The sequence below is a fragment of the Pseudomonas sp. GW821-FHT02H06 genome (genome assembly GCF_059421525.1).
This window is the reverse complement of the sequence record NZ_JBWKVD010000031.1, coordinates 1-17,914: the sequence shown is the minus strand read 5'-3', so window position 1 is coordinate 17,914 and position 17,914 is coordinate 1. Positions and strand designations below refer to the sequence as shown.

The 17,914-nt window shown below is 60.3% G+C and carries 17 protein-coding genes; 8 read left to right on the top strand and 9 right to left on the bottom strand.

Translation table 11 applies throughout. The features are described from left to right. Positions 1–242: 242 nt before the first annotated feature. Positions 243–1,199 (bottom strand): GlxA family transcriptional regulator, encoded by a 957-nt coding sequence (locus tag AC07VF_RS26170; RefSeq protein ID WP_495010138.1) that lies wholly within the window; start codon positions 1,197–1,199, stop codon positions 243–245. A gap of 248 nt (positions 1,200–1,447) precedes the next feature. Between AC07VF_RS26170 and cdhC the strand changes: the two genes are divergently transcribed. The 3 genes from cdhC to AC07VF_RS26155 all read left to right on the top strand — a co-directional run bounded on the left by cdhC (position 1,448) and on the right by AC07VF_RS26155 (position 4,134). Next, positions 1,448–2,335, top strand: coding sequence for a 3-dehydrocarnitine:acetyl-CoA trimethylamine transferase CdhC (cdhC, locus tag AC07VF_RS26165; RefSeq protein WP_346630952.1), 888 nt, complete (start codon positions 1,448–1,450; stop codon positions 2,333–2,335). A gap of 138 nt (positions 2,336–2,473) precedes the next feature. Further along, positions 2,474–3,439, top strand: a complete 966-nt coding sequence (locus tag AC07VF_RS26160) for an L-carnitine dehydrogenase (RefSeq protein ID WP_495010139.1) — start codon at positions 2,474–2,476, stop codon at positions 3,437–3,439. Positions 3,440–3,663: 224 nt separating this feature from the next. Then, positions 3,664–4,134: a thioesterase family protein gene (locus AC07VF_RS26155; RefSeq protein ID WP_495010140.1), complete on the top strand. Its 471-nt coding sequence runs from the start codon at positions 3,664–3,666 to the stop codon at positions 4,132–4,134. A gap of 79 nt (positions 4,135–4,213) precedes the next feature. On the opposite strand, the gene fba is transcribed toward AC07VF_RS26155, so the two are convergent. The 6 genes from fba to tkt form a co-directional block, all read right to left on the bottom strand. Further along, complete coding sequence (gene fba / locus AC07VF_RS26150) at positions 4,214–5,278, bottom strand: class II fructose-bisphosphate aldolase (RefSeq protein ID WP_037018967.1); 1,065 nt, start codon at positions 5,276–5,278, stop codon at positions 4,214–4,216. A gap of 121 nt (positions 5,279–5,399) precedes the next feature. Beyond that, positions 5,400–5,723 (bottom strand): MliC family protein, encoded by a 324-nt coding sequence (locus tag AC07VF_RS26145; protein WP_346630949.1) that lies wholly within the window; start codon positions 5,721–5,723, stop codon positions 5,400–5,402. 110 nt (positions 5,724–5,833) lie between these two features. Further along, complete coding sequence (locus tag AC07VF_RS26140; RefSeq protein WP_192173196.1) at positions 5,834–6,061, bottom strand: putative periplasmic lipoprotein; 228 nt, start codon at positions 6,059–6,061, stop codon at positions 5,834–5,836. Positions 6,062–6,085: 24 nt separating this feature from the next. After that, complete coding sequence (locus AC07VF_RS26135; RefSeq protein WP_495010141.1) at positions 6,086–7,249, bottom strand: phosphoglycerate kinase; 1,164 nt, start codon at positions 7,247–7,249, stop codon at positions 6,086–6,088. Between the two features lie 19 nt (positions 7,250–7,268). Continuing rightward, the gene (gene epd, locus AC07VF_RS26130) at positions 7,269–8,315 is read right to left on the bottom strand and encodes an erythrose-4-phosphate dehydrogenase (RefSeq protein ID WP_495010142.1); all 1,047 of its coding nucleotides are present in this window, start codon (positions 8,313–8,315) and stop codon (positions 7,269–7,271) included. 123 nt (positions 8,316–8,438) lie between these two features. Beyond that, positions 8,439–10,436, bottom strand: coding sequence for a transketolase (gene tkt, locus AC07VF_RS26125; protein WP_495010143.1), 1,998 nt, complete (start codon positions 10,434–10,436; stop codon positions 8,439–8,441). Between the two features lie 258 nt (positions 10,437–10,694). Here tkt and AC07VF_RS26120 point away from each other — a divergent pair, with 258 nt between their 5' ends. Both AC07VF_RS26120 and metK read left to right on the top strand, forming a co-directional pair. Beyond that, entirely contained in the window at positions 10,695–11,693 is a 999-nt protein-coding gene (locus AC07VF_RS26120; protein WP_192173200.1) for an ArsR/SmtB family transcription factor, read from the top strand. A 17-nt stretch (positions 11,694–11,710) separates the two neighbouring features. Further along, positions 11,711–12,901 carry a methionine adenosyltransferase gene (gene metK, locus AC07VF_RS26115; RefSeq protein WP_065991235.1) on the top strand — a complete coding sequence of 397 codons (1,191 nt, stop codon included), beginning with the start codon at positions 11,711–11,713 and terminating at the stop codon, positions 12,899–12,901. Positions 12,902–13,001: 100 nt separating this feature from the next. Here metK and AC07VF_RS26110 read toward each other — a convergent pair whose 3' ends face one another. Further along, positions 13,002–13,622 carry a LysE family translocator gene (locus AC07VF_RS26110; RefSeq protein ID WP_192173201.1) on the bottom strand — a complete coding sequence of 207 codons (621 nt, stop codon included), beginning with the start codon at positions 13,620–13,622 and terminating at the stop codon, positions 13,002–13,004. A gap of 189 nt (positions 13,623–13,811) precedes the next feature. Between AC07VF_RS26110 and ligB the strand changes: the two genes are divergently transcribed. Then, a complete protein-coding gene (gene ligB, locus AC07VF_RS26105) occupies positions 13,812–15,497 on the top strand; it encodes an NAD-dependent DNA ligase LigB (RefSeq protein ID WP_495010144.1) in 1,686 nt (561 codons plus the stop codon). 59 nt (positions 15,498–15,556) lie between these two features. Then, positions 15,557–15,976: a DUF1090 domain-containing protein gene (locus AC07VF_RS26100; RefSeq protein ID WP_495010145.1), complete on the top strand. Its 420-nt coding sequence runs from the start codon at positions 15,557–15,559 to the stop codon at positions 15,974–15,976. Positions 15,977–16,161: 185 nt separating this feature from the next. On the opposite strand, the gene AC07VF_RS26095 is transcribed toward AC07VF_RS26100, so the two are convergent. Beyond that, positions 16,162–16,548, bottom strand: a complete 387-nt coding sequence (locus AC07VF_RS26095; protein WP_192173204.1) for an MAPEG family protein — start codon at positions 16,546–16,548, stop codon at positions 16,162–16,164. 380 nt (positions 16,549–16,928) lie between these two features. Here AC07VF_RS26095 and AC07VF_RS26090 point away from each other — a divergent pair, with 380 nt between their 5' ends. Beyond that, the gene (locus AC07VF_RS26090) at positions 16,929–17,756 is read left to right on the top strand and encodes a DeoR/GlpR family DNA-binding transcription regulator (RefSeq protein ID WP_192173205.1); all 828 of its coding nucleotides are present in this window, start codon (positions 16,929–16,931) and stop codon (positions 17,754–17,756) included. Positions 17,757–17,914 lie beyond the last annotated feature (158 nt).

Below are 17,914 nucleotides of genomic sequence, written 5' to 3'. Positions count from 1 at the left end.
GCTTTCTGGTCATGTAGAACTCCTCGATAAATGTATTTTCCACTTATCGAGGTGTCCGGGGAAATTAGACCACTGCAGGCGTCAGGCGCCACCACCTTAAACTGAGGGTGCTCAACCGGGCCTATTCCCGGCTGAAGCCGGTCCTGCTGAACGAGCCGGAGCCTGAAGAAGAAGACGAAAGCCGCCCGCCGGGTCATTTATACCGAATTATAGTCGCGACTATAATTCACCATAATTGAGCATCAAACAGCCTTCACCTCGCGCGCGCGCCCTCGATCCTCCCTCGGGCACAGCACAAATTTTGCCCTGTAACTACGGGTGAAATACGACGGCGATTCAAACCCGCAGGCGATGCTGACTTCCAACACGCTCATATCGCTCTGGCGCAGCAGTTGCCTGGCTTTTTCCAGCCGCAGGCCGAGGTAGAAGTTGCTCGGCGTGTCGTTCAGGTGCAGGCGAAAGAGCCGTTCCAACTGACGCCGCGTCACTTGAATCCCCTCGGCCAGTTCCAGCGTGCTCAGCGGCGGCTCGGTGTGCTGCTCCATGACGCCGATCACCTGAACCAGTTTTTTGTTGTTGATGCCGTAGCGCGTGGCGATCTGCATACGCTGGTGGTCTTTGCGCTGGCGTATGCGCCCGAGAACGAACTGCTCGGAGACCTTGATCGCCATGTCCGGGCCATGCGCCTGCCCGATCAGGTCGAGCATCATGTCGATGGAGGCCGTGCCGCCGGCCGACGTAATGCGGCGCCGGTCGATCTCGAACAATTCCTGTGTTGCTTGCAGCCGGGGGTAGGTTTCCTTGAAAGCGTCCAGGGCTTCCCAGTGCAGGGTCAGGCGATAGCCCTCCAACAAACCGGCTTGGGCGAGCACGAAACTGCCGGTGTCGATCGCCCCTAGAACCACGCCTTCCAGGTCCAGCCGACGCAGCCAGTGTTCCAGCATGCCGGTGTAAAACTTCAGCGGATCGACGCTGCCCATCACCCACAGGGTCGCACCCTTTTTCAGTGGCTCAAGCGCCGCGTCGGCGTTCACCGACATGCCGTTGCTGGCAATCACGGGACCGCCGTCGACGCTCAAGATGTGCCAGCGAAACAGCTCGCCACCAAAGCGATTGGCGACGCGCAACGGCTCCAGCGCCGAGACGAAGCCCATCATCGAAAAGCCGGGCATGAGCAGAAAGTAGAAATCCTGGGACATCGTTGGCGCGTTCCTTAGGATCGAAGCATATGGGCGATTTGGTCGAAAAGTGATCAGACACGATCGCGTTTCTTGGGCCCGATCATCAAATACACCTCTTGCCGATGGGCAGCAACAGCACAGGTCGCTGCTGTGCAAGACCGTGTCGCCGCTGTGCGTTTTGAGGGGTTCGCCGCTGCGTAGCTTTGCACCTCAAAAGCGGAATGCAAATGTCCGCGTCACTGTCTGGCCTGCAAGGAACCCCACCCATGAATCACGACGTCATCATCACCTGCGCACTGACCGGTGCTGGCGACACGACCGGAAAAAGCCACCTGGTCCCGATCACGCCCAAGCAGATTGCCGCCGCCGCAGTCGAGGCCGCCAAGGCTGGTGCGACAGTCGTGCACTGCCATGTGCGCGATCCCGAGACTGGCAAGTTCAGCCGTGACGTCGAGCTGTACCGCGAAACCATGGACCGCATCCGTGAAGCCGACATCGACATCATCGTCAACCTGACGGCAGGCATGGGCGGCGATCTGGAAATCGGCCCGGGCGAACGTCCGACCGACTTTGGTCCCGGTACCGATCTGGTCGGTCCGCTGACCCGGCTGGCGCACGTTGAAGCGCTGCTGCCGGAAATCTGCACGCTGGATTGCGGTACGCTCAATTTCGGCGATGGTGACACCATTTACGTGTCCACGCCCGCGCAACTGCGGGCGGGGGCCAAGCGTATTCAGGAGCTGGGGGTGAAAGCCGAGCTGGAGATTTTTGACACCGGCCACCTGTGGTTTGCCAAGCAGATGATGAAAGAAGGCTTGCTCGATAACCCGCTGTTTCAGCTGTGCCTGGGTATTCCGTGGGGCGCGCCGGCGGACACCACCACGATGAAAGCCATGGTCGACAACTTGCCTGCCGATGCAGTCTGGGCCGCCTTTGGTATCGGCCGCATGCAAATGCCGATGGCTGCGCAGGCGGTATTGCTCGGCGGCAACGTGCGGGTCGGTCTGGAGGACAACATCTGGCTCGAAAAAGGTGTGCTCGCCAGCAACGGCGCACTGGTCGAGCGGGCCAGCGAAATCCTCAGCCGACTGGGCGCCCGGGTTCTGACTCCCGCAGAGGGCCGCGTAAAGATGGGGCTGAAAAAGCGGTTTTGATCTCCACATAAATCCCACCGTGCAGGAGTGAGCTTGCTCGCGATGACGGTGGGTCAGTCACACATGCCGCACAGATGAATAGCTATCGCGAGCAAGCTCACTCCCACAAGGGCTTCGACACTTTTTCGAGTAACCGACATGACCTTCATCACCACCATCAAAACCTTCGCGGCCTTGGGCAGCGGTGTCATTGGCAGCGGCTGGGTGGCGCGCGCGCTGGCTCACGGCCTGGATGTCGTGGCTTGGGACCCGGCGCCGGGAGCGGAAGCCGCGCTGCGCAAACGCGTCGCCAACGCGTGGCCGGCCCTTGAACAAAAAGGCCTAGCTTCGGGCGCCTCCCAGGAACGTCTGCGCTTCGTCGACACCATCGAAGAATGCGTTCGCGACGCCGACTTCATTCAGGAAAGCGCCCCGGAGCGTCTTGACCTCAAGCTAGATCTGCACAGCAAGATCAGCGCGGCGGCCAAGCCTGACGCAATCATTGGTTCCAGCACCTCCGGCCTGCTGCCGTCGGAGTTTTACGAGAGCGCCACGCATCCGGAACGCTGCGTGGTGGGTCATCCGTTCAATCCGGTTTATCTGCTGCCACTGGTGGAAGTGGTCGGCGGCAAAAACACTGCGCCAGAAGCGGTGCAGGCAGCGATTCAGGTCTATGAATCACTCGGCATGCGCCCTCTGCATGTGCGCAAGGAAGTCCCTGGTTTTATTGCGGATCGCTTGCTGGAAGCGCTGTGGCGTGAGGCGCTGCATCTGGTCAACGATGGCGTGGCGACCACAGGCGAAATCGACGACGCTATCCGATTCGGCGCCGGCTTGCGCTGGTCGTTCATGGGCACCTTTCTGACGTACACCCTGGCCGGCGGTAATGCGGGCATGCGCCACTTCATGGCGCAATTCGGCCCGGCGCTGCAGTTGCCGTGGACCTATCTCCCGGCGCCCGAGCTGACCGACAAGTTGATCGATGACGTGGTTGACGGCACCTCGGATCAGCTCGGTAGCCACAGCATTGCGGCGCTGGAGCGGTATCGCGATGACTGCCTGCTGGCGGTGATTGAAGCGGTGAAAACCACCAAGGCCAAGCATGGGATGGCGTTTGAGGACTGATACGCCAGTGCCCTATCGTCTGAACTGGGGCCTTCGCGAGCAAGCTCACTCCTACAGGGGATCGGGAAATACTGTTCTGATGTGCACCCGAAACTTCGCGGTGTGGCGCTTGCCGTCTTCCCGGATAAAGCCGGTACTACATGGGTTCACGCAAGACCTGTGAGAGTGAGCTTGCTCACGAATAGGCCCGTTCAGCTCACCAATATTTCAGCCATGGGAATCCTATGCCAGCGCTTATTAAATTCAAAACCCCGGTCCTCGCCGATTGGGTGGACTACAACGGTCACCTCCGCGATGCCTTTTATTTGCTGATTTTCAGCTTCGCCACAGATGCCTTCATGGACCGAATCGGCCTCGCCAATGACGATCGGGATGCGAGCGGCCACTCGCTGTTTACGCTCGAAGCGCACATCAACTTCCTGCACGAAGTGAAGCTCGGGGAAGTGGTGGAAGTGCGTACGCAAATCATCGGACACGACCGCAAGCGGGTGCAGCTTTATCACGGGCTTTACAAAGCAGAAGGGGATGTCGAGTTGGCAGCGAGCGAGCAGATGCTGCTGCATGTGGATCTGGCCGCCGGGCCGAAGTCGGCGCCATTCAGCGAAGTGTCGCTGCAGGCATTGCGCGTGCTGAGCGAAGCCCAGCATGACCAGCCTGGGCCAAGGTATGTTGGGCGAGTGATTGGACTGCCGTAACAACCTTCGCGAATCACAGCCACAAAAAAGCCCGCATCGCTGCGGGCTTCTTCATTGCTGCAAATCGATCAGAAAACGATCAGTTCACTTTGGCGTTCAGCTCGCCTTTGGCATAACGCTCGAACATCTTCTCCAGGGAGATCGGCTTGATCTTGGAGGCGTTGCCGGCGGTGCCGAATGCTTCGTAACGGGCGATGCACACGTCGCGCATGGCCGATACAGTTTTTGCCAGGTACTTGCGTGGGTCGAACTCGCTCGGGTTTTTCGCCATGAACTCGCGGATGGCACCGGTGGACGCCAGACGCAGGTCTGTGTCGATGTTGACCTTGCGCACGCCGTGCTTGATGCCTTCAACAATTTCTTCGACCGGCACGCCGTAGGTTTCTTTGATGTCGCCGCCGAACTCGTTGATGATTTTCAACCATTCCTGTGGAACGGAAGAAGAACCGTGCATCACCAGGTGGGTGTTCGGAATGCGCTTGTGGATTTCCTTGATGCGCTCGATCGCCAGAATGTCGCCGGTAGGCGGCTTGGTAAACTTGTAAGCGCCGTGGCTGGTGCCAATGGCGATGGCCAAGGCATCGACCTGGGTTTTCTTGACGAAGTCCGCTGCTTCTTCCGGGTCGGTCAGCATCTGGCTGTGATCCAGCATGCCTTCTGCGCCGACGCCGTCTTCTTCACCGGCCATACCGGTTTCCAGCGAACCCAGAACGCCCAGCTCACCCTCAACCGAAACGCCGCAGGCGTGAGCCATGGCGACGGTTTCCTGCGTCACGCGAACGTTGTACTCGTAGTCCGCAGGGCTTTTGCCGTCTTCGCGCAGCGAACCGTCCATCATGACCGAGCTGAAGCCCAGCTGGATGGAACGTTGGCAGATGGCCGGACTGGTGCCGTGGTCCTGGTGCATGACCACCGGGATGTGCGGGAATTCTTCGATTGCCGCCAGGATCAGGTGGCGCAGGAACGGGGCGCCAGCGTATTTGCGCGCACCGGCCGAAGCCTGAACGATCACCGGAGAATCGGTCTTGTCGGCCGCTTCCATAATGGCGCGCATTTGTTCCAGGTTATTCACGTTGAATGCAGGGACGCCGTAACCGAATTCGGCTGCGTGGTCCAACATCTGGCGCATGCTGATAAGTGCCATTGTCTGTCTCTCTCCCGGTGGGGTCGTTAATCGTGCGTGCCGTATTGGCGGCTATTCAAATTATAGGGGTCGATTGCTCAGACATCGCCCCGGTACAGCCTCGCTCGAACTGCTCGGCCCTTTACGGCGCCTTGCAGCCACGACCGATCAAATCGTTGGTAGCGTCCCAGTAGACCAAGCCTTCGCTGCCTTTGTTGTCGAACGCCAGCACGCCGTTACTGTAGAGCGCGCCGGAAGCTCCGGGCGCTGCTTGCAGACGGAATACCTGCTCGCTCTGATTGAGGCGTACATCCACCTCTTTCTTAGCGGCATCGGCGTACTTCCAAAAAATCTCGGCTTTGCTGTCGCAGACCCAATGGGTCCAGGGGGCTGCCGGTTCCGAAGCCTTCATGCTGGCGCAACCGCTCAGCAGCATCAGTGTCGCAAGGGCTAACAAGCCTTTCATTACTACTCCTGGATCGCCTGCATCGCGCGACGGATGTCGATCATGGCAGGGGCAATGCTGTTCCTGTATTCCGGCGCACCGTCAGCTGAGAATCAGTGGTCGACTGAAAATCAGTGACAGGGGACTGGTCCCATGGCAGGCATGAATTCGTATTTTTCCCATACCTCAGGCCCGCCACGCTTGTAAACGATCGGTACGGTTTCCGCCTGCCAGCCCGCCTGATAGCAGCTGACCTGGAGCAGTCCCGGTGCCGCGCTGGACGCCGTCTCCGCTTCAGGCTTGCTTGCGCAGCCGACCAGCAAACCCGCCATGATCAACAGCGGTAATGGCTTGACCATTTCACTCCCCTTCACCTTGGCCGGTCAGGCCTTGGCGCGTTGTTCCAGAACTTCCACAGCCGGCAGAACCTTGCCCTCGACGAACTCGAGGAACGCACCACCGCCTGTAGAGATATAGGAGATTTTGTCGCCTACACCGTATTTGTCGATGGCGGCCAACGTATCGCCGCCGCCTGCGATCGAGAAAGCAGAACTCTCAGCGATTGCATGAGCCAGTGTCTTGGTGCCTTCGCCGAACTGATCGAACTCGAATACGCCGACCGGGCCGTTCCAGAGAATAGTCTTGGAAGATTTCAGCAGTTCGGCGAAGTGCGCAGCTGTTTGAGGACCGATGTCGAGGATCATGTCGTCCTCGGCCACATCGGCGATCAGCTTGACGGTGGCTTCCGCATCGGCGGCGAATTGCTTGGCAACCACCACATCGACCGGCAAAGGCACGCTGACCTTGGCGGCGATGGCTTTGGCGGTCTCAAGCAGGTCAGGCTCGTACAAGGATTTGCCAACCGGATGACCTGCCGCTGCCAGGAAAGTATTGGCGATGCCACCGCCGACGATCAGCTGATTGCACTTCTGGCTCAGGCTGTTGAGCACGTCCAGTTTGGTGGAGACCTTGGAGCCGGCCACGATGGCCGCCATTGGTTGGGCCGGATTGCCAAGGGCCTTGCCCAGCGCGTCCAGTTCGGCTGCCAGCAAAGGACCGGCCGCAGCGATTTTGGCGAACTTGGCCACGCCGTGGGTCGAGCCTTCCGCACGGTGGGCGGTGCCGAAGGCGTCCATCACGAACACATCACACAAAGCGGCGTACTTCTGCGCCAGCTCGTCAGCGTTCTTCTTTTCGCCCTTGTTGAAGCGCACGTTCTCGAACAGCACGATATCGCCCGCCTTGACCTCGACACCGTCCAGGTACTCCGTGACCAGCGGCACTTCACGACCGAGCGCCTTGCTCAGGTAGTCAGCAACCGGCTTGAGGCTGTTCTCGGCGGAAAACTCACCCTCGGTGGGGCGACCCAGGTGCGAGCAGACCATGACGGCTGCGCCTTTCTCCAGCGCCAGCTTGATGGTGGGCAGCGACGCGAGAATGCGGGCATCGCTGGTCACCACGCCGTCTTTGACCGGAACGTTGAGGTCTTCGCGGATCAGTACACGCTTACCTTGCAGATCGAGGTCGGTCATCTTCAACACGGTCATGAGGCATTCCCTGTTTTTACTATTGTTTATGAATGGTGTGCAGGTAGTGATCGGCGACATCCAGCATGCGATTGGCAAAACCCCACTCGTTGTCGAACCAGGCCAGGATGTTCACCAGCCTGGGGCCCGAGACCCGCGTCTGGCTGGCATCAATGATGGCCGAGTGCGGGTCGTGGTTGAAATCGCAACTGGCATGCGGCAATTCGGTATACGCCAGCAGTCCCTTCAGCGGGCCGCGGGTGGCAGCCTCGCGCAGGATGCGGTTGATCTCGACGGCATCGGTATCACGGGCGACCTGCAGCGTGATGTCCAGGCACGAGACGTTCACCGTCGGCACACGAACTGCTTTGGCCTGAATTCGGCCGGCAAGTTCCGGAAGCAGCCGCTCGATGCCGCGCGCCAGACCAGTGGACACCGGGATGATCGACTGAAAAGCCGAACGCGTGCGGCGCAGATCCTCATGATGATAGGCGTCGATCACCGGCTGATCGTTCATCGCCGAGTGAATCGTGGTGATGGTTACGTATTCGAGACCCAACTCGCGGTTCAGCAGGTCGAGCAATGGCACGCTGCAATTGGTGGTGCACGACGCGGCAGACACCAGCCGCTCATCGCCCGTCAGGGCTTCCTGATTGATGCCGTAGACGATGGTGGCGTCAACGTCGGCTTCACTGGCCATGGGCTGGGAGAACAACACCCGTGGCGCACGCGCTGAAAGAAAGCGCTCGCCGTCAGCCCGCGTGTTGTAGACGCCGGAGCATTCGAGCACCAGATCCACGTCGAGGGAGCCCCAGTCGATGCCTTCCGGCGTCGCGCTGCGAAACACTTTGATGACGTGATCGTTGATGTGCAGAAAATCGCCTTCGACCCGCACTTCGCCGGGAAACCGGCCGTGTGTGGAGTCAAAGCGCGTGAGGTATTCGAGACTGGCCATGTCGGCCAGGTCATTGATTGCCACCACTTCAAAGCCCGCCTTCGCACCTCGCTCGCACAGCGCGCGCAGCACGCAGCGGCCAATACGACCGTAACCATTGAGGGCGACTTTATAAGGGCGTGGCTGGAGCATGGGGTTCTCAACATCTTGAGTGGTACAGAGAACCTGCAGGCGCGCGGCTCTCCCGCGATCTGCCAGTTACAGGCAGCAAATCGCAGGACAAGTCACGCGCCTACAAGGGCAACACGATGGCGCTTAGTCTTCCAGCAGCTCTTCAGCCGTGGACAGAACGTTCTCCAGCGTGAAGCCGAACTCTTCGAACAGCAGGTTGGCAGGTGCCGACTCGCCGAAGGTGGTCATGCCGATGACGCGACCTTCCAGGCCCACGTATTTGTACCAGTAGTCGGCGTGAGCAGCTTCGATGGCGATACGCGCGCTGACTTCCAGCGGCAGAACCGACTGCTTGTACTCGGCGCTCTGGGTTTCGAAAACGCTGGTGCATGGCATGGAAACCACACGTACGTTCTTGCCGTCTGCGGTGAGCTTGTCGTATGCCTGAACAGCCAGGCCGACTTCGGAACCCGTGGCGATCAGGATCAGGTCCGGCTCGCCGCTGCAGTCGCGCAGCACGTAACCACCGCGGTTGATGTTTTCCAGCTGCTCGGCATCACGCGCCTGATGTTGCAGGTTCTGACGGGAGAAGATCAGCGCAGACGGGCCGTCATCACGTTCAATGGCGTGTTTCCAGGCGATGGCGGATTCCACGGCATCGGCCGGGCGCCAGCAGTCCAGGTTCGGCGTGGTGCGCAAGCTGGTCAGCTGCTCGATCGGCTGGTGAGTCGGGCCGTCTTCGCCCAGACCGATGGAGTCGTGGGTGAACACATAGATGATGCGTTTCTTCATCAACGAAGACATGCGCACGGCGTTGCGGGCGTATTCCATGAAGATCAGGAAGGTCGCGCCGTACGGCACGAAGCCGCCGTGCAGGGCGATACCGTTCATGATGGCGCCCATGCCGAACTCACGAACACCATAGTGCAGGTAGTTGCCGGTGGCGTCTTCGCCGGTGATGCTGCGGCAACCTTTCCAGATGGTCAGGTTGGAACCTGCCAGGTCAGCCGAGCCGCCGAGGAACTCAGGCAGCAGCGGACCGAAGGCGCTCAACGCGTTCTGGCTGGCCTTGCGGCTGGCGATGGTTTCGCCCTTGGCGTTGACTTCAGCGACGTACGCGGCGGATTTCTCGGCGAAGTCAGCAGGCAATTCACCGCTCATGCGGCGGATCAGCTCGTTGGCTTCGGTCGGGAAGGCAGCGGAATAGGCAGCAAAGCGCTGATCCCATTCGGCTTCGGCGGCCAGGCCTTTTTCCTTGGCGTTCCACTCGCTGTAGATGTCGGCCGGGATTTCGAATGGGCCATGAGTCCACTTCAACGCAGCGCGGGTCAGGGCGATTTCTTCGGCGCCCAGCGGAGCGCCGTGGCAGTCTTCCTTGCCCTGCTTGTTCGGCGAACCGAAACCAATGGTGGTCTTGCAGCAGATCAGTGTCGGCTTGTCGCTCTTGTGAGCGGTGTCGATGGCGGTTTTGATCTCGTCGGCGTCATGGCCGTCGACGTTACGGATGACCAGCCAGCCGTAGGACTCGAAGCGCTTCGGGGTGTCGTCGGTGAACCAGCCTTCGACTTCGCCGTCGATGGAAATCCCGTTGTCGTCGTAGAACGCGACCAGCTTGTTCAGGCGCAGCGTACCGGCCAGGGAAGCGACTTCGTGGGAGATGCCTTCCATCATGCAGCCATCACCCATGAACACGTAGGTGTGGTGGTTGACGATGTTGTGGCCTGGACGGTTGAACTGGGCAGCCAGCGTTTTCTCGGCAACCGCAAAACCGACGGCGTTGGCGAAACCCTGACCCAGTGGGCCGGTGGTGGTCTCAACCCCCGGGGTGTAGCCGTATTCCGGATGGCCCGGCGTGCGGCTGTGCAGCTGACGGAAGTTTTTCAAGTCGTCGATGGACAGGTCGTAACCGGTCAGGTGCAGCAGCGAGTAGATCAGCATCGAGCCGTGACCGTTGGACAGGATGAACCGGTCGCGGTCAGCAAACATGGGATTGGCTGGGTTGTGCTTCAGATAATCGCGCCAAAGCACTTCAGCGATATCCGCCATGCCCATCGGGGCACCCGGGTGGCCGCTATTGGCCTTTTGCACGGCATCCATGCTGAGGGCACGAATGGCATTGGCTCGCTCACGACGGCTTGGCATCGCTGATCTCCTGGGGCAGATAAAAGTGGGACCGGAAAAAGGCGGCCATTTTCCCTCAGGCACCCTCCGGGGGCAATGACAGATCACACACCATCGGTGTTTTCCTCTGCCGCTGACGTGTTTTCGTACACCGCACCCAACAGGCGACGGCAAACGGCAGAATCACGGCGCCGGGGTGCCGCCACTGATCGAGCAATATCAAAACTTTTTGATATTGCCCTTGCGACAGCCCCGGTCGATAACTAGACTGCCTGCCTTATGAATCTTCGCGTGCCTGCCATTAGCCATGATGAATGCGACGAGCTGGCTGCCCTGTGCAAAGCCGGCGGCGATCCGCTGCGGCTGAATGTCTTGCGCGCGCTGTCGAACGATTCCTTCGGCGTACTGGAGCTGGCGCAGATTTTTGCGATCGGTCAGTCTGGCATGAGCCACCACCTCAAGGTCTTGGCTCAGGCAGACCTGGTGGCGACGCGGCGTGAAGGCAACGCGATCTTCTATCGACGCGCCCTGCCCCACACCGAACACACCGGCGGCAAGCTGCACGCAGCGCTGCTTGAAGAAGCCGATAACCTGCGCCTGCCCGATGATGTACAGACCCGGATCGGGCTGGTGCATCGCCAGCGGGCCAATGCCAGTCAGGATTTCTTCGCACGCACTGCCGAGAAATTTCGGGCCCAGCAGGACCTGATCGCAGGACTGCCGCAGTACCGCGACAGCCTGCTGTCGTTACTGGACAAGCTGAGCTTCCCCGCCGATGCCACGGCGATAGAAGTGGGGCCGGGCGATGGCGGTTTTCTGCCGGATCTGGCGCGGCGTTTCCGACAGGTGACGGGCCTGGACAACAGCCCGGAAATGCTCGATCTGGCGCGCAAGATCTGCACGCAGAAGTCGCTGGTTAACGTCGAGCTGAAACTGGCCGATGCACTGACCAACGCTAATATCTCCGGCAACTGCGTGGTCTTGAATATGGTGCTGCACCATTTCGCCGCGCCCGCCGAAGCGCTCAAACATTTGGCCAACCTGTTGCAACCGGGCGGTAGCCTGCTGGTGACAGAGTTGTGCAGTCATGACCAGAGCTGGGCCAAGGAGGCCTGTGGCGATCTCTGGTTAGGCTTCGAACAGGAAGATCTGGCCCGTTGGGCCATCGCTGCGGGGCTGGTCCCCGGGGAAAGCCTGTACATAGGCTTACGTAATGGTTTCCAGATCCAGGTGCGCCATTTTCAGCGACCGGCTGGCAACACTCACCATCGGTACTAATCAGGAAAACCGTCGAGATGAGCGAATACTCCCTTTTCACCTCCGAGTCCGTGTCTGAAGGACATCCGGACAAAATCGCCGACCAGATCTCCGATGCGGTGCTGGACGCCATCATTGCCCAGGACAAGCAGGCGCGCGTCGCCGTGGAAACCCTGGTCAAGACCGGTGTGGCCATTGTTGCCGGCGAAGTCACCACGACCGCGTGGGTCGACCTGGAGCAGATCGTTCGTGACGTGATCTGCGAGATCGGCTACACCAGCTCCAACGTCGGTTTTGACGGTGCGACCTGCAGCGTGATGAACATCATCGGCAAGCAGTCCCCTGACATCAACCAGGGCGTCGACCGCGCAAAACCTGAAGATCAGGGCGCTGGCGACCAGGGCCTGATGTTCGGCTACGCCAGCAACGAAACCGCCGAGCTGATGCCTGCGCCGATCGCGTTCTCGCACCAGTTGGTGCACCGCCAGGCCGAAGCCCGTAAATCCGGCCTGCTGCCGTGGTTGCGCCCGGACGCGAAATCCCAGGTCACGTGCCGCTATGAAAACGGCATCGTGGTGGGCATCGACGCCGTTGTGCTGTCGACCCAGCACAACCCGGAAGTGTCGTACAAAGATCTGCGCGAAGGCGTGATGGAGCTGATCGTCAAGCACGTGCTGCCTGCCGAACTGCTGCACAAGGACACTCAGTTCCACATCAACCCGACTGGCCAGTTCATCATCGGCGGCCCGGTGGGTGACTGCGGTCTGACCGGTCGTAAGATCATCGTCGACAGCTACGGCGGCATGGCCCGTCACGGCGGCGGCGCGTTCTCCGGTAAAGATCCATCGAAGGTCGACCGCTCGGCTGCGTACGCTGGCCGTTATGTCGCCAAGAACATCGTCGCCGCCGGTCTGGCCGAGCGCTGCGAGATTCAGGTGTCCTACGCCATTGGCGTTGCACAGCCTACGTCGATCTCGCTGAACACCTTCGGCACCGGCAAAATCAGCGACGACAAGATCGTCCAGCTGGTCCGCGAGCACTTCGACCTGCGTCCGTACGCGATCACGACCATGCTCGACCTGCTGCACCCGATGTACCAAGAAACCGCAGCCTACGGCCACTTCGGCCGGACGCCGCAAACCAAGACCGTGGGCGACGACACGTTCACCACGTTCACCTGGGAAAAAACCGACCGCGCCGACGCCTTGCGCGCTGCTGCCGGTTTGTAATACCCGCCGGGTGCATTGCGCTTAGCGGCATCCGGTAAAAATAAAAGCCCCTGGCGATGTGAGTCGTCAGGGGCTTTTTGCATTCGGGCTGCGGAAACAATCACACCCTACGCGCCACCAGCAAAAACGACGCCGCACTCGCCAACAACCCCGCACACACCCGGTTAAACACCCGCTTGCCACTGGGCTTCGCAAACAGCCGACGCGCATGCACGCCCATCCAGCAGTACAGCCCGATAGCGATACATTCCAACGCCAGAAACATCGCGCCCAATTGTGCGAATTGAGTAGTGACCACGGCGGTACGGTCGACGAATTGCGGCAGAAACGCCGTGAACAACAGAATGGCTTTGGGATTGCCGATGGCGACCAGAAATTCTTGGCGCGCCAGCTTCGTCACTCCAACGCGCGCGCCCGCTTCAATATCGTGGGCCTCCGACGGCGCTCGCCACAGTTGTAACGCCAGATAGAACAGATACGCCGCCCCTACAATCTTGATCGTATGAAACAGCCACTCGGACGTATGCAGCACTGCCGTAAGCCCGGCTGCGGCCAGCGCAATCATGATCGCGAATGCCAGCAGCCGCCCTAGCCCGCCGGTGCAGGCGCGGCCAAATCCATAACGTGAGGCGTTGCTGATGGAGAGCAGGTTGTTCGGGCCCGGCGCCATGTTCAGGGCGAAACAGGCGGGGATGAATACAGCGAGGGTCGACAGGTCCATGGCAATGCCTCTTCCAGTAGCCGGGTGAAACATCATTTTGCACTCGTGGGCGCGCGGCTCAAGGCACAGCTGGGCGGGGAATCAGGGGCTGGCTGTATCGGTGCGAGACAAACGCGGTAACCACGGCGCGATGAAACGCCCATCGGGAAAACCTAGCCTTGCAGTCCCTCCCCCGGCAAGGACGCTCCGATGCTGCTCTCCCTTCGCGCACTGGTCCTCTGTGCACTGCCTCTTCTGGCCATCAATGCAAACGCGCAAACATGCCCCGACTGGCCACCGGCCAAAGCCCGAAGCGAGATCCTGGCGCTGCAAAGCCAGATCACCCAATGGGACGACAGCTACCACCGCCAAGGTATTTCTCTGGTGGCCGATGAGCTTTACGACCAATCCGTTCAGCGCCTCGCCGATCTGCGCAGTTGTTTCGCCGCCACGTCGGCGGCGCCCTCCAATCCGCTGAAAACCGCTCGCGGTCCTGTCGCACATCCCATCCCGCACACCGGCCTGACAAAATTGCCGGGCGAGGCCGCCGTTCAGGCGTGGCTTGAAGACCGAAGCGATCTGTGGATTCAGCCAAAAGTGGACGGCGTGGCCGTCACGCTGGTTTACGTCGACGGCAAACTGGTGAGTGCCATCAGCCGGGGCGACGGCGTTTTCGGCCAGGACTGGACGGGGCATGCCCACCAGATCGAGGCGACTCCTCGCCATCTCGCGTGGGAAAAGACCGTGATCCTCCAGGGCGAGCTGTATTGGAAGCTGACAGATCACGTTCAGGCGGACGCCGGCAGTCTGAACGCTCGCAGCAAAGTGGCCGGCTTGTTGGCGCGTCACGCGATCAGCGAGGAGGAAGGCGCGCAGATCGGCTTGTTCGTCTGGGACTGGCCGGAAGGTCCGACGGGGATGACCGAGCGACTGGCCGGCTTGAGAGCCATGGGTTTCGAGGACAGCGCACGCTTCAGTGAGCCGTTGGAGGGTTTCACTCAGGCAAAGAACTGGCGAGAGCACTGGTACCGTTCGCCGCTGCCGTTTGCCACCGATGGCGTGGTCATCCGGCAGGGCGAGCGCCCATCGGCCGAGCGCTGGCAAGCGAAAGCCCCCTACTGGATCGCGGCATGGAAGTACCCGTTCGCACAGGCGCTGGCCGAGGTGCGCAAGGTTCATTTCAATATCGGGCGCAGCGGCAAGATCACGCCCGTGCTGGACATAGAACCGGTGCGTCTGGATGACCGAATGATCGCCCGCATCAGCGTCGGTTCGCTGAAGCGCTGGCAGGAAATGGACATTCGGCCCGGCGATCAGGTCGGGATCAGCCTCGCCGGGCTGACGATCCCGCGTCTGGATGAGGTGGTGTCGCGCAGCGTTGAGCGCGCTCCGCTGAATATTCCGAGAGCGGAGGATTTCCATCCACTGAGTTGCTGGCAGCCCATCGAGGGCTGCGAAAGCCAGTTCCGTGAACGACTTAAATGGCTGAGCGGGAAGAAGGGCGTGGCGCTCAGCGGCGTAGGACCGGGCACGTGGGACAAGTTGATTCAGGCCGGGCAATTGAACGGTTTGCTGGACTGGATGACCCTCGACGGTGCACAGCTTGCTAACATTCCCGGCCTGGGCGAGCGCAGCAGCGCTAAACTGCTGGCAAGTTTCCAGGCCGCGCGTGAGAAGCCGTTTGTTGTCTGGCTTAAAGCCATCGGTTTGCCTCCGGCCACGGGCGTTGATCTGGGTGATTCCTGGGCGGCGCTGGCCTCGCGCAGCGTCAAGGACTGGCAGGCCGAGCTCGGAATCGGCTCGGGCCGTGCGAAGCAGCTACATGCATTTTTTCAAGACCCGCAGGTGCAGGCGTTAAGTCGCCAACTGCGGGACGAAGGCGTAGATGGTTTTTAGTATTTTTAGGGCCGCATGATTGCGTCGAGCGTGCGGCTATTTGTGTTCAAGGAGTATTCATGAAATTCCTGTCATCCCTTTTTGCATTCACCGCGTGCGGGTTTCTGGCCGCGCCCGTGTTTGCGGCCGACCAAGCGCCGGAGCCGTCCGGATGCGCCGCGAAGCGTCAGGACATCAGCACTCAGATAGAAAACGCCAAGGCCGCAGGCAATATCAATCAACAGGCCGGGCTGCAAAAAGCCTTGAGCGAGTTGAACGCCAACTGCAACGACGTCGACTTGGTCAAGCAGCAGGAGCAAAAGGTGCTGGATGCCAAGCGCGAAGTCAGCCGTCGCCAGGCGGACCTGAACAAGGCCATGAGCAAGGGCGATCCGGAGAAAATCGACAAGCGTAAAGACAAGCTGGCCGAATCGCGCAAAGAACTGCAGGACGAGCAGGAAAAGCTGGAGAAGGTGCAGCCCGACGAGGATGACGAGTAAGCACGTGGGCTCGCTTTAGTCTTAATCTGTAGGAGTGAGCGGGGTGGCGCTCCACCTCGCTCGCGAAGACGGCATTTCCGCCGATGAAGATTTGGCGGATGTACTGGCCTCTTCGTGAGCAAGCTCACTCCCACACGGTCTCTTTCGCGGCAAGATCTCAGGGTGTCAGAGCTACGGTTGAGCCATCAAACTGAAACGCCAAACAGCGCGATCACCAACCCCAACCCGACGATCCAGGCCAGCGAGCGCAACGTCGCGAGATCCGCCAGATAGAAAATGATGTAGAGCAGGCGACTTGTCACGAACAGCACGGCGAGCACGTCGATCGTCACCAACTGCGCCACGCCGGCAACGTGGGCAATGATCACGCCAGCGGCAAACCCTGGAATCGCTTCAAAACTATTGAGCTGCGCGTTGTGGGCGCGCCGCGGGAGACCTTCGAGGCGGTCGAGAAAGTCCCGGGGATCATGATTGTGCCGTGCACCGAATTTGCCGCTGCTGAACTTGGCAATGCCAGCGCACCCTATCGGCAAGAGAATCACGATCAACACGCACCAAAAAGCAACGGTCATAACCACATCCTTTTTTAGAATTTGAGCTTCATTAGAACGATGCCCCTCTACAGCCTAAGAACTGCAGCCTGGCGAAAGGTTCTTTCAGGTCCTGCATGCCTGAAAGCGTTACAGGAATCACACGCCTCCAGTGGGCCATCGTGCCCCCATAGTGGGACCGGCTTTAGCCGGGAAGGCGTCACCCGCCACACCGCAAATTTGATGCGCACACACCGGCCCCCTTCCCGGCTAAAGCCGGTCCCACTAAACATCGCATTCAGTCAGTAAAACGAGCGTAACGCCGCACTGATTATTCGCCATTACTGCCACAGCCATCCCGATTGGCTAAGATGCCAGCCACCCAGCCGACGTCGGCTGTATCTCGTTGCCCAGGAGCCTGCATGTCCAGCGAAGAAGACGCCACCCTCAGTGGCGCAGCGCCGATGATTCCCGATCAGCGTCGGGAGTTGATGCTGCGTCAGTTGCGCAAGCATCAGGTGCTGAGCGTGCATCAGCTCATGGAAATGTTCGACTGCTCACACATGACCGTTCGCCGCGACATCGCGCTGCTTGAGCAAAGTGGCCGCGCCTATTCGGTGACCGGCGGGGTGCGCATCGCCAGCCAGGTTCACAGCGAGCCCAGTCACCAGTCCAAAGCAGTGGTAGAGCTGCCGCATAAACAGGCGATGGCGAAGCTGGCCGCCAGCCTGCTGCACCCGGAAATGACCGTGTACCTGGACGCCGGCACCAGCACGCTGGAAATCGTCCCGCACATCGTCGCGCTGGCGGGCATGACGGTGGTGACCAACGACTTCGGCGTGGTCAACGCCCTCGCCGATGCGACCCATGTGGATGTGATTCATACGGGCGGGCTGCTGGATCATCCGAACCGATCCTGTGTCGGCGGGCTGGCCGCCGCAACCTTGCGGCAATTGGCAACCGACGTGGCGTTCATGTCCACCAGCTCGTGGGACCTGCAGCGCGGCACGACCACGCCTTCCGCGCTGAAGGTTGAGGTCAAGCAAGCGGCCATGCAGTCCGCGTCACGCACGGTGCTCCTGACGACCAGCACGAAATACGGCACCTTTGGCATGTACAAGGTCGCGGGCCTGGAGCAATTCGACACGATCATCAGCGATGACCGCCTCGCCCACGGTGCTGCGGACAGCATCCGCGCCCTGGGTGTTGAGTTGATGTTGGCGTCAGTGGGTAAGGTCGTGCTCTCCTGAGGCTGACATCCCTGGTGTGGGAGTGAGCTTGCTCGCGAAGCGGTCTTTCAGCCGCTGAAGATGCGGTGGATGCTCCTGCTGCTTCGCGAGCAAGCTCGCTTGTATGGTTAGACTTGAAGGGGTGGTGGGACGAACAGTTCGCATCTGACTGCTGCAAC

Excerpts from the sequence above, each read along its gene's own strand:
- epd (WP_495010142.1), bottom strand. The coding sequence starts at position 8,315 with ATGCTCCAGCCACGCCCTTATAAAGTCGCCCTCAATGGTTACGGTCGT.
- cdhC (WP_346630952.1), top strand. The coding sequence starts at position 1,448 with ATGAATCACGACGTCATCATCACCTGCGCACTGACCGGTGCTGGCGAC.
- ligB (WP_495010144.1), top strand. The coding sequence starts at position 13,812 with ATGCTGCTCTCCCTTCGCGCACTGGTCCTCTGTGCACTGCCTCTTCTG.
- AC07VF_RS26145 (WP_346630949.1), bottom strand. The coding sequence starts at position 5,723 with ATGAAAGGCTTGTTAGCCCTTGCGACACTGATGCTGCTGAGCGGTTGC.
- AC07VF_RS26090 (WP_192173205.1), top strand. The coding sequence starts at position 16,929 with ATGTCCAGCGAAGAAGACGCCACCCTCAGTGGCGCAGCGCCGATGATT.
- AC07VF_RS26100 (WP_495010145.1), top strand. The coding sequence starts at position 15,557 with ATGAAATTCCTGTCATCCCTTTTTGCATTCACCGCGTGCGGGTTTCTG.
- AC07VF_RS26120 (WP_192173200.1), top strand. The coding sequence starts at position 10,695 with ATGAATCTTCGCGTGCCTGCCATTAGCCATGATGAATGCGACGAGCTG.
- AC07VF_RS26170 (WP_495010138.1), bottom strand. The coding sequence starts at position 1,199 with ATGTCCCAGGATTTCTACTTTCTGCTCATGCCCGGCTTTTCGATGATG.
- AC07VF_RS26140 (WP_192173196.1), bottom strand. The coding sequence starts at position 6,061 with ATGGTCAAGCCATTACCGCTGTTGATCATGGCGGGTTTGCTGGTCGGC.
- metK (WP_065991235.1), top strand. The coding sequence starts at position 11,711 with ATGAGCGAATACTCCCTTTTCACCTCCGAGTCCGTGTCTGAAGGACAT.
- AC07VF_RS26110 (WP_192173201.1), bottom strand. The coding sequence starts at position 13,622 with ATGGACCTGTCGACCCTCGCTGTATTCATCCCCGCCTGTTTCGCCCTG.
- tkt (WP_495010143.1), bottom strand. The coding sequence starts at position 10,436 with ATGCCAAGCCGTCGTGAGCGAGCCAATGCCATTCGTGCCCTCAGCATG.
- AC07VF_RS26160 (WP_495010139.1), top strand. The coding sequence starts at position 2,474 with ATGACCTTCATCACCACCATCAAAACCTTCGCGGCCTTGGGCAGCGGT.
- AC07VF_RS26155 (WP_495010140.1), top strand. The coding sequence starts at position 3,664 with ATGCCAGCGCTTATTAAATTCAAAACCCCGGTCCTCGCCGATTGGGTG.
- AC07VF_RS26095 (WP_192173204.1), bottom strand. The coding sequence starts at position 16,548 with ATGACCGTTGCTTTTTGGTGCGTGTTGATCGTGATTCTCTTGCCGATA.
- AC07VF_RS26135 (WP_495010141.1), bottom strand. The coding sequence starts at position 7,249 with ATGACCGTGTTGAAGATGACCGACCTCGATCTGCAAGGTAAGCGTGTA.
- fba (WP_037018967.1), bottom strand. The coding sequence starts at position 5,278 with ATGGCACTTATCAGCATGCGCCAGATGTTGGACCACGCAGCCGAATTC.